10 protein-coding genes are annotated in these 10,022 nt (G+C 53.5%); all 10 read right to left on the reverse strand.

The genetic code is table 11. From position 1 onward, the window contains the following. Positions 1 to 177 precede the first annotated feature (177 nt). The 10 genes from guaA to Q2J39_RS09730 all read right to left on the reverse strand — a co-directional run bounded on the left by guaA (position 178) and on the right by Q2J39_RS09730 (position 9,713). Entirely contained in the window at positions 178 to 1,719 is a 1,542-nt protein-coding gene (guaA, locus tag Q2J39_RS09685; RefSeq protein ID WP_230266887.1) for a glutamine-hydrolyzing GMP synthase, read from the reverse strand. A gap of 210 nt (positions 1,720 to 1,929) precedes the next feature. Further along, on the reverse strand, positions 1,930 to 2,934 hold the full coding sequence (gene tsaD, locus Q2J39_RS09690) for a tRNA (adenosine(37)-N6)-threonylcarbamoyltransferase complex transferase subunit TsaD (protein WP_288340414.1): 1,005 nt from the start codon (positions 2,932 to 2,934) through the stop codon (positions 1,930 to 1,932). A 130-nt stretch (positions 2,935 to 3,064) separates the two neighbouring features. Then, positions 3,065 to 3,502, reverse strand: coding sequence for a ribosomal protein S18-alanine N-acetyltransferase (gene rimI / locus Q2J39_RS09695; RefSeq protein WP_288340416.1), 438 nt, complete (start codon positions 3,500 to 3,502; stop codon positions 3,065 to 3,067). After that, a complete protein-coding gene (gene tsaB / locus Q2J39_RS09700) occupies positions 3,499 to 4,095 on the reverse strand; it encodes a tRNA (adenosine(37)-N6)-threonylcarbamoyltransferase complex dimerization subunit type 1 TsaB (RefSeq protein WP_288340418.1) in 597 nt (198 codons plus the stop codon). Before tsaB ends, rimI begins: the two co-directional genes overlap by 4 nt. Then, the gene (gene tsaE / locus Q2J39_RS09705; RefSeq protein ID WP_230266891.1) at positions 4,095 to 4,556 is read right to left on the reverse strand and encodes a tRNA (adenosine(37)-N6)-threonylcarbamoyltransferase complex ATPase subunit type 1 TsaE; all 462 of its coding nucleotides are present in this window, start codon (positions 4,554 to 4,556) and stop codon (positions 4,095 to 4,097) included. Before tsaE ends, tsaB begins: the two co-directional genes overlap by 1 nt. Beyond that, positions 4,540 to 5,871: a replication-associated recombination protein A gene (locus Q2J39_RS09710; protein ID WP_288340429.1), complete on the reverse strand. Its 1,332-nt coding sequence runs from the start codon at positions 5,869 to 5,871 to the stop codon at positions 4,540 to 4,542. Before Q2J39_RS09710 ends, tsaE begins: the two co-directional genes overlap by 17 nt. A gap of 299 nt (positions 5,872 to 6,170) precedes the next feature. Further along, entirely contained in the window at positions 6,171 to 7,289 is a 1,119-nt protein-coding gene (locus Q2J39_RS09715) for a hypothetical protein (protein ID WP_288340421.1), read from the reverse strand. Continuing rightward, positions 7,289 to 8,068 (reverse strand): TPM domain-containing protein, encoded by a 780-nt coding sequence (locus Q2J39_RS09720; RefSeq protein WP_288340423.1) that lies wholly within the window; start codon positions 8,066 to 8,068, stop codon positions 7,289 to 7,291. Before Q2J39_RS09720 ends, Q2J39_RS09715 begins: the two co-directional genes overlap by 1 nt. Before the next feature lie 346 nt (positions 8,069 to 8,414). After that, positions 8,415 to 8,825 (reverse strand): hypothetical protein, encoded by a 411-nt coding sequence (locus Q2J39_RS09725; RefSeq protein WP_288340425.1) that lies wholly within the window; start codon positions 8,823 to 8,825, stop codon positions 8,415 to 8,417. A gap of 3 nt (positions 8,826 to 8,828) precedes the next feature. Beyond that, entirely contained in the window at positions 8,829 to 9,713 is an 885-nt protein-coding gene (locus Q2J39_RS09730; RefSeq protein ID WP_288340427.1) for a hypothetical protein, read from the reverse strand. Positions 9,714 to 10,022 lie beyond the last annotated feature (309 nt).

The following is a 10,022-nucleotide window of genomic DNA, read 5'->3' on the forward strand; positions in this document are numbered from 1 at the left end:
TTAGCGTATCTAATATTCAGTCTCGCGTATACCCGTCGATTGTTTGACACTTACGCAAAAAGCCGAAAAAGGAGTCAAAGAAGATGCATTCACATCCGCTTTGACTCCTTCAGAGCATTCTTTAAATTTCCCGTTTTCCCGGATTTCAGAAAAAACGAGCATTTTCCCGCTTTGGTCTTATTCGAATTCGATCGTTCCAGGCGGCTTGGAGGTAATGTCGTACAGTACGCGGTTTACGTGCGGAACTTCATTAATGATGCGATCGGATACGCGGCCGAGCACATCCCATGGGATTTTCGCCCAGTCAGCGGTCATGCCGTCGATGGATGTAACCGCACGGATCGCTACCGCGTAGTCGTATGTACGCTGGTCGCCCATAACGCCGACCGAACGCATGTTGGTCAGCGCGGTGAAGTACTGCCAGATGTCCTGCTCGAGACCGGCTTTGGCAATTTCCTCACGCAGAATGGCGTCGGATTCGCGAACGATTTCCAGTTTTTCATCGGTGATATCGCCGATGATGCGAATGCCAAGACCTGGTCCTGGGAACGGCTGTCTCCATACCATTTCGTGCGGCAGACCGAGTTCTTCGCCAAGCGCACGGACTTCGTCCTTGAACAGCGTGTTCAGCGGTTCAATAAGCTTGAATTCCATGTCTTTTGGCAGAGCGCCGACGTTGTGGTGGGACTTGATCGTCTGCGCGGAATGGGTTCCAGATTCAATGACGTCGGTATACAGGGTACCCTGTGCGAGCCATTTGATGTTTTCGCCCTGCGCGATCTTGCCGGCTTCTTCATCAAAGGTGTAAATGAATTCGCTGCCGATAATTTTACGTTTCTGTTCCGGATCGCTGACACCGGCCAGACGTTTCATGAAACGGTCCTTGGCGTCGATCTTGACCAGATTGATGTTCATGTTGCGGCCAAACGTTTCCATTACGGATTCCGCTTCGCCTTTGCGCAGCAGACCGTGGTCGATGAACATCGCGATCAGCTGATCGCCGATCGCTTCGTGAAGCAGAGCGGCGACAACGGAAGAGTCTACGCCGCCGGAAAGACCAAGAAGAACTTTGTCATCGCCGACAAGATCCTTAATTTTCTTTTTCTGTACTTCAATGAAATCGTGCATGGACCAGTTTGCCTCGGCCTGGCAGATTTTGAAGACGAAATTGCGCAGGATGTCATTTCCATACACGGAATGGCGTACTTCGGGGTGGAACTGGAGCGCATAAATTTTCTTTTCTGTATTTTCCGCCGCCGCAAACGGGCAGGTTTCGCTTTTTGCGATCTGCTCAAAGCCGGGAGCCAGACGGGATACCTGGTCGCCGTGGGACATCCAGACGGTCTGTTCGGTTGGAAGTCCGTCAAAAAGAAGGTTTTCGCGGGTTACCGTAATTTCTGTGCGTCCGTATTCCTTGCGGTCGGATGCCAGAACCTGTCCCCCGAGGTCTTCCATGATTCTCTGCATGCCGTAGCAGATGCCGAGAAGAGGAATGCCGGATGTGTAAATTGCGGGGTCGCACTGCGGCGCGTCTTTGGCATAGACGGAGTTGGGGCCTCCGGAAAAAACAATGCCTTTTACATCGCCGAGGGCTAAAATTTCATCCAGCGTCATTGTATTGGGATGCAGTTCGGAATAGACACCGAACTCACGAATCCGTCTGGCAATGAGCTGGTTGTACTGGGAGCCAAAGTCCAGAACAATAATCTTATCTGCCATTAGTCAGCCTCTCATTCTTATGGTGTTTTGATGAATCAAACGGTTTTGCGGTCTCTCACCGCTTGATCTCGATTATATCGACCGAAAACAGGCGGATCAAACGAATGCGCTCTTTTCCAGTATGCGCTGCCCAATCCGTGAACAATTCGCCCGACGAATCAAAAGTCCGAAAGATAAAGCCCGTTTGATGAAATAGTCTAGTCGGATGGCTTAAAAATCGAGATCGAGGGACGAATCCGCGCAAAGGGTCTGATCCGCGCGCCGTCCATGACTCCAGGCGATTTCGCCTGCGATCGCGATCATCGCCGCGTTGTCCGTGCAGCAGCTCATAGGCGGCACGTTGAATTCCATGTTCGGATACCGTTTCGCGAGTTCAGCGACTTTTTCGCGCAGCCGGCTGTTGGCGCTTACACCGCCGCCGACAATCATCTGCTTCAGATCCGGATGGTTTTCGATCGCCTTGCGCACTTTGGTGAAAATTTCTTCGAGCGCGGTTTCCTGGAAGGAAGCGGCCAGATCTTCGACTTTCCATTCCTTGTTTTCCCGCTCCATGCGCTTCACAAACTGGAGCACGCCGGATTTCAGACCGGAAAAGGAGAAGTTGTATTCGCCAGGCGCTTTTGGACGGGGCAGCTTGTAAATCGGCTGGCCCTGTTTAGCGAGGCGGTCAATTTTCGGGCCGCCCGGATAGCCGAGGTCGAGGACACGGGCGACTTTGTCATACGCTTCGCCGATGGCGTCATCCTGCGTCTCGCCGAGAATTTCAAAGCTCGTCTCGTCTTTCATGTAAATGAGTTCCGAGTTTCCGCCGGACACTAAAAGTGCGAGCAGCGGAAATTTCAGGTCGGTATCGAGCTTGTTGGCATAAATGTGGCCGGCCAGATGGTTAACGCCGACAAGCGGCTTTCCGGTCAGCAGCGACAGGGTCTTAGCCGCCTGTACGCCGACATGAAGGCAGCCGATCAGGCCGGGGCCCTGGGTGACGGAAATCAGATCGATATCGTCCCAGGCCAGTCCGGAATCCGTAATCGCCTGATCAATGACGGTGGAAATATTTTCCACATGCAGGCGGCTGGCGACTTCCGGAACAACGCCGCCAAACTGTTTATGCGTGTCAATCTGTGAAGAAACGACGCTCGAAAGCACGTCCTTCTGATCCTTGACAACGGCTGCGGCGGTTTCGTCGCAGCTGCTTTCTATTCCAAATACAATCATTCCGTTTGGTTCCTTCCATTAGGGGATCCGGACTGGCTCTGAAGATTCCGTTCGGGTTTTCTCTTTCCCTTTTAGAAAGCGAAAAATCGATACAGACGCAAAGACTCTTCAGGTCGTCCGCATTTATGGTTTACAGTCCAATAGCCATGACCAGAGCGTCTTCGCCGTTGGCGTAATAGCCTTTGGAGCGGTGCAGAAAGACAAAGCCCGCCTTTTCGTACAGCATTCTGGCTGGCGTGTTGGACTCGCGCACTTCCAGACTGAACGTTTCGCAGCCCGCTTCTTTTGCCTGATCGATGCAGGCCTGCAGAAGCGTCTGTCCATAGCCGTTTTTGCGGCATACGGGATCAATGCCGATATTGGCCAGCTGCGCCTGTTCAAACATGATCCACAGTATGGCGTAGCCGATGATTTTCCCCTCTTCTTCGAAAACGAGAGGGTGGGAAAAGGGATTTTCCTCCAGTTCAAACGCAAACGACTCTTCCGGCCAGGCGTCTTCAAAACAGAGCTGTTCGAGCTCGGCGATGCGGGGAAGATCGGCCTGCGTCATCGGGCGGACCTTGCTCACGCCAGATACCTCTTGCTTTCTTTCATATAGCAGGGCGTCAGTGCGTCCACATTTTCCACGTCTTTGGCCAGCGGCAGCAGGGCCCGGGCGTTTTCCAGGAAATCCGATGGCTGGGCGGTCTGTCCGATCAGCTCGCCTTCGCCATACAGCACTCCCGGATGATCCTGGAAATAGGCCGGCAGATCTTCAACAGGCAAAATTTCCTTGAAGAGCTCCATCCCGTTTTCCAGATGGCCTACATATGCGCGGCTGGCGCGGGCATCGAGGATGACGTTGGCCTTGGGGGCGGTTCCCGCGTAAAGCTGCAGGGTTGAAATCGTGCGCACTTTCGCATGGGACTGCGTTCCGAGAATTTTGGCGGTCGTCATGGCGATCCGCAGGCCGGTATAGGAGCCCGGACCGTCGGTCACAATGACTTCGTCAATATCCTTCAGGCTCCAGCCGGCTTTTCTGAGCAGAACTTCCAGTTCTGCCAGCAGGCTTTCGCTCTGTTTCTTGAATGCTTCTTTCGAAAGGCCTTCGACCAGGTTTCCGTCTTCAAAAAGAGCGATCACCAGATTTTTCCAGGCCGTATCCATAACAAGGGTTTTCATCAGGCATACTCCTTCATGATTTCATCCACGATTTTGCGGCTTTCTTCGCCGGTCGCCTCGATTTGTACATCGCGGCTCGTCTCGCCGGTTTCCGCAAGAGACATCGCAATATGATCCGATGGAATCTGTTCTTCAATGTATTCTGCCCACTCGACGACGCAAAGACCGTCTGTGAAGCATTCTTCAAAGCCGAGGTCCTGGTGGGCGCCTTCCAGGCGGTAGGCATCCATGTGGTAAAGCGGGGTTCCGTCGGCGGTTTTATACGATTTCATAATCGTAAAGGTGGGCGAGTTGATCGTTCGCTTTACGCCCAGCGCCTGTCCGAAAAAGCGGGTCCACGCGGTTTTGCCCGCGCCCAGATCGCCATCGAGGGTGATGGTCATCGTTTTATCTTTAAGCTGCCGGGCAAACGCTTCGGCAAGCTTTTTGGTATCGTCAAGGGTTTCAAGATGCAGGGTCATGTTCACTCTTTTCAGCCTTCTTCCTGTTCTGGGAAATACTTTTCTTAATTTGCGCAATCTGTTCCATGCGCCGGCCGACTTTGGCTTCGCTGCCCAGCGTGCCAGGCCGGTAGTAGACGCGGTCCTTGAGCTTGTCGGGCAGGCAGACCATGTCGGTCATGTGCAGAGGATAGTCATGCGAATATTCGTACCCGTCGCCATAGCCGAGATCCGCCATGAGTGAAGTCGGTGCATTGCAAATGTGAAGCGGCACCGGCTCTTCGAGCGTCTTGAGCGCGTCTTCCTTGGCGGCGTTGTACGCCGTTTCCAGAGAATTGCTTTTGGGCGCCAGGGCGAGATACGTCATCGCATGGGCGAGATGAATGGCGCACTCGGGCATGCCGAGATACATGCACGCCTGATAGGCGGCAATCGTAATTTCCAGTGCCCGGCTGTCGGCCATGCCGATGTCTTCGCTGGCCATGCGCACCGCTCTTCGCGCAATGTAGAGCGGATCTTCACCGCCTTCTAACATGCGTGCCAGCCAGTACATGCACGCCTGCACATCCGAGTTTCGCATCGATTTGTGCAGGGCGGAAATCATGTCGTAGTGACGGTCGCCTTTTTTATCGTACAGCAGCGTCCGTACGCCAAGGACCTGCTTGATAATGTCTTCATCGACGTGAACGCCGTAAATATCATCCGGCGAGTTGGTGATAATCATCTCCAGCGTGTTCAGTGCCAGTCGGGCGTCGCCATGGGCGAACGTCGCAACGGCGTGAATCTGATCGTCCGTCATGTGAATCGCTGTTCCGCCGTATCCCTTTGGCGATTCAATCGCCTGATGGAGCAGCCGGACAATATCGTCGGTCTGCAGGGATTTCAGAACGAAAACTTTACAGCGCGATAACAGGGCGCTGTTGACTTCAAAGCTCGGGTTTTCCGTCGTCGCGCCGATCAGGATAATGCTTCCCTTTTCTACCCAGGGCAGAAAGGCGTCCTGCTGCGCTTTGTTAAAGCGGTGAATCTCATCGATAAACACGACGGTGCGCTTGCCGTTTTTCCGATCGGTTTCGGCCTGCGCCATCATTTCCCGGATCTGCTTAATGCCCGTCTGTACGGCTGAAAAAGTCACAAACCGGCTCTGGGTCTTTTTGGCGATGATGCTCGCCAGCGTCGTCTTGCCCACTCCGGGCGGACCCCAGAAAATCATCGAAGGCAGCGTGTCCTTTTCAATGCAGTTCCACAGCAGCGATCCGGGCTGAATCAGATGCGTCTGTCCGCAGTATTCTTCCAGCGTATCGGGCCGCATCCGATCGGCAAGCGGACGAAGCATAAATCCGTCTTTTTTCGAAGGATCCGAGTTCTCGCGATATTCCTCATCGCCGGAAATCGGATCAAAAAGCGTGTCCTGTCTCATAGTCTTCCTATTATACAACGAAGGGAAACGTTCCCCTCTCTGATATCCTGCGGGGATTGTCAAGCGATTTCAGGACACACTTTTGGTGAATTTTCTGACCGATTTTTTCGCCGGGCACAGGTTTTTCCCCTTTGCGTGCGCAAAAACGGCGCACAAAAAGGCGAAAGTCAGGGGCGGTAAAGCCCGACCTTCGCCTGAAAATCTTTACTCGTGCATCAGTCGATCATCATGAACACGCCAATCATGACCACGGCCAGAATGAGCCAGGACAAAAGGAAGCAGAGTATGAAGTAGCGGTTTCGCTTTCCCTTGTCGACGGGGATATTGCCGGCGATCTGACCAGTCTGTCCGTTGACGGCGATGACGTGATCTTCGCCCTGATCCCGCTTGTAGTCCATGTAAAGCAGATACGCCGGCAAAATGGCGTAGTCCGCGCTTTTCAGCGCCCGGCGAATCTGACTGCCGGTGACGTGGAGTCCTTCGTAGCCGCCCATCGTGCTGGTGAGCGCAGACTCAAACGATTCTCTGGCGCGTTCTTCCGATCGGGCAGCGCGTGTATCGGAATCCTGATCGTAACGCTGCGCCAGAAAGCCGGGCAGATAGCCGGGATTGTACGGCATGAGCTTGTCGTAGTTGTACGGTTCGATGGCGTTCATCGCTTCCTCGCTTGCCTTGGACGATGCCACCACCGGAATTTTCCAGAAATCCATGGAACCGCCGCGTTCGATCTGATACACCATGTGATCGGTCACCATGTACTTGCCGCGCCGCGTCGTAATCGTATGTTCGCCGCGCGCACTCATCATGCCGTTCATCTGCAGATCGTAAAGCCAGTATGGCAAATAAATGCCCTGGATTTTATCGATGACATTTTCCGAAGCGTATTCATCGGGATAAAACGGCTTTTTGGCAATGTACTGTTCATACAGTTCGCCAAGCCGCTTTTTATCGATTTCAAAAGGAACCACGTATTTGGGGGCAAACTTGCCGCTTGTCTGCTTTTCAATGACCAGCGGGGTCTTGCAGAAAAGACACGTGGTAGCGGACGTCGTTTTATCGGTCACAATTTCCGCGCCGCAGTGCGGGCACTCGTACACGACGAGATCTTCCGTGCTTTCCGTACTGCCGTCGGTCGCCTTGACAAAGGCTTTCATACCGGACTGGCTGGCGCTTGTATCTTCATGGACTTCATGATCGACCAGTCCTTTTTGAGACTGGCCGGCGTTTTCCTGTTCGTTCAGTTCCTGAACGCGGCCGCAGAACGGACATTTCAGCTTGCCGGATTCCGGATCAAACTGCAGTTCGCCGCCGCAGTTGCTGCATTTGTATTCCATCAGAAATGACCTCCGCTTCCGGTATGGCCAGCCGAACCGCCGCCGGAAAATCCTCCGCCGTGACTGGGGGAGTCGCTTTCCACCTTGACGCGTGTCTGGTAGGCACGCACAAAGCGGTCTTCCTTATGTTTGAGATTGAGCGCGTCTTCGTATTCCGCAGCCTTGCGCGCCAGCTTTTTGTCTTTATGCCTGCCGACTTTGACGCCCGTCCTGATCAGGGCAATGACCAGAGAGAGAATCAGGGACAGACCGATCAGAAGCAGGGACGTTTTCCATTCCACAAACGGCTTTTTCAGCCAGCCCATGGACGTGGTCTTTAAATAGAAGCGCTTATCCGCCTTTTCGAGAACGGTCATGGCGCTTTCAAAATAATTGCCCTCTTTCAGCTCGTCCGCCGCAGCATCCGAAAGACGGTCCTGCTTGCTCTGGGTAAAAATGCTGCGAACCGTATCGCCGTAGGCGTCTACCCAGTACGAGCGGTCCGACATATTGATGCCGTACGCCAGATAGCCGGCGGGATACTCCGATTCGCCGGTCGACTCGAGCATGTCTCTGGCGTAATTGTCCGAATACTGGGGAACGCTGGACGTATAAACCCAGACAGTCGTGTTGTAGTCGCTGCTCATTTGTTCGCATTTTTCTTCCAGAACGGCTTCTTCTTCGGCCGTAAACAAATCCGCGTCATCGATGACCAGCGGTTCTTTCGCCATCAGCGACAGGCTGGGCACAAGAAGGAACAGGGAAAGCAGAACGGCGATCAGACGGTTTCCTTTATGCATACAATCCTCACTTGCAGACTCGATTTCAGTCCGCTTCGATCCATAGCCGGTTTCCGTCTTTACCTCTGATTTCAGACAGAAGGGGCAGTCTGTGTATGGACCGAGATTTTCTCCATTATACGTTTGCGCGCTCTTCGCGTCTTTTTCTTTCGAATTTGATAATCTTCGCAATCCGCTTGACGGCTTTTTTGCACCGATTTGAAGTCCTTTTCGAAGTCCTCCCGCTTTGGATTTCTGGTGCCTTCGGACAAACATTCTGAAACCCCGCATCCGGAAAAAGCACATGCGGCAGTCCTGGACTGCCGCATGAATCGCTCATTGGTCTGATTTCTCTTTTTCTTCGCAGTTATTCGTACCAGTACTTCAGATTGTGCGGCTGGAAGTCGTAGTAAATCTGATAGCCGAACGGATCCGGAATGGAAACCAGATACAGATCGTTTTTCAGCTCCGTTTTCGCGGTGCCGTGATCGACGCTCATTTTCCAATTGTACGTATTGGGCTGACCGTCCTTTGGCTGCACGTTTTCGGTGCTGAACTGGACGATTCCGTTCATTACGTTATCGATCGCTTCGCCCGCGCTCAGCTCATCCTGATACAGATAGCCGGTATCGTAGCGTTCAAAGCGAACCGCGTTTCCGTTAAAGCGTCCGTTTCGCAGCGTACCGCAAGCCGTTGCGAACTGGTCGGTACCCGCTTTGGTACTCAAGAAGCATCCGTTTGCGGACAGCGTACCGCCGCTCACCGTGTCCGCGAGCATCAGCTACCGCTTCCAGGGCGAGTAAATCAGAATCGGACGATTCGCTTCCCAGGCGCTCAGTACGATCAGGCTCTGTCCCGGATCGGACCAGCCGACAAGCCTGCCGTTCTGGAACGCCAGAGTCCGTCCATCCGACATCGCATCCGCGCTGCGCATGAGCGCTGCAAGGGTATCCGCCTTTTCGTACAGACCATCAAGGCTGCGTTTTTTCGCCGCATCGCTCAGAGCCGCCTGATATTCGGTCATGCCCTGTTCGAGCGCTTTCGCGTAGCCCTGCGTGGGAATTACCGTGGAAATGCCATACCAGCCAATGTCTTCGCTCTTCCAGCCCTGTCCGGCCAGAAATTCGTATTCGCGCGCATCCTGGGTGTAGTTGTGCGATCCGGTCTGCGCATTGGGATTGTAGGAACGATACAGCGGCGTGCCGTTTAGGGCATCGGCGGAATACCAGCCAGTGCCTTCATCGATCCAGCCCATCGAAACGAGATGATCTTTTTCCCGTGCAGCGGCGGTGTAAAAATGATCGCCGGCATTTGGATTGTAGAGACGATACACCGGCGTGCCTGAGACGTTTGGGGCATACCAGCCCAGACCTTCGAGCGTCCAGCCGACCTGGACGAGATAATCCCGTTCGTTGCGATCCTGCGTATAAAAATGTTCGCCGGAGTTAGGATTGTACAGGCGATACATCGCATTGCCTTCCGGAGCGCTCAGCGGCGCGGTTGCGGTGCCGTTCACAAAGGTCGGACGGCCTTCCAGCCGGTCCACCACATGAGAAACCCGATGAACGCGTGTCCATCCGCCCGTTTCTTCCTGGGCCATAACCGGCACGCTAAAAACGCCAAGCAGTACGCTGGCTGCTGCAGTCAGGCGAATCCAAGACTTCATTTTTCTCTTTCTCCTTTCAGACGCTTCGATTGATGCGTCCTTTCTTTTTCCTTTTTCAGAGCCGCCCTCTGTTTTGTCATTTCGTTTTACGCGCTCAGGCGGGAAAAGACAATTTCCAGATTCTCCAGAAAAGGATAAGGAATCGATGGTCCCTGCTTATGCGGTTTCTTTTTCGCCAAACCGCTTTTTTCGCAGATCCTGTGTTTCCTGTTCAAAAAGAAAAGGCCCAGCTAAGGGATTTTTCTTTCCTTTCGTCGCAATGCTGTTCACTTAAGCTTCACAAGTGAGCAGTGCCTTGCCTTTCTAGTT

The sequence above is a fragment of the uncultured Allobaculum sp. genome (assembly GCF_948576815.1).
GTDB lineage: Bacteria > Bacillota_I > Bacilli_A > Erysipelotrichales > Erysipelotrichaceae > Allobaculum > Allobaculum fili.

Coding starts and splice junctions, on each gene's coding strand:
- guaA (WP_230266887.1), bottom strand. CDS start 1,719: ATGGCAGATAAGATTATTGTTCTGGACTTTGGCTCCCAGTACAACCAG.
- tsaD (WP_288340414.1), bottom strand. CDS start 2,934: ATGATTGTATTTGGAATAGAAAGCAGCTGCGACGAAACCGCCGCAGCC.
- tsaB (WP_288340418.1), bottom strand. CDS start 4,095: ATGAAAACCCTTGTTATGGATACGGCCTGGAAAAATCTGGTGATCGCT.
- tsaE (WP_230266891.1), bottom strand. CDS start 4,556: ATGACCCTGCATCTTGAAACCCTTGACGATACCAAAAAGCTTGCCGAA.
- Q2J39_RS09710 (WP_288340429.1), bottom strand. CDS start 5,871: ATGCTTCGTCCGCTTGCCGATCGGATGCGGCCCGATACGCTGGAAGAA.
- Q2J39_RS09715 (WP_288340421.1), bottom strand. CDS start 7,289: ATGGAATACAAATGCAGCAACTGCGGCGGCGAACTGCAGTTTGATCCG.
- Q2J39_RS09720 (WP_288340423.1), bottom strand. CDS start 8,068: ATGCATAAAGGAAACCGTCTGATCGCCGTTCTGCTTTCCCTGTTCCTT.
- Q2J39_RS09725 (WP_288340425.1), bottom strand. CDS start 8,825: ATGCTCGCGGACACGGTGAGCGGCGGTACGCTGTCCGCAAACGGATGC.
- Q2J39_RS09730 (WP_288340427.1), bottom strand. CDS start 9,713: ATGAAGTCTTGGATTCGCCTGACTGCAGCAGCCAGCGTACTGCTTGGC.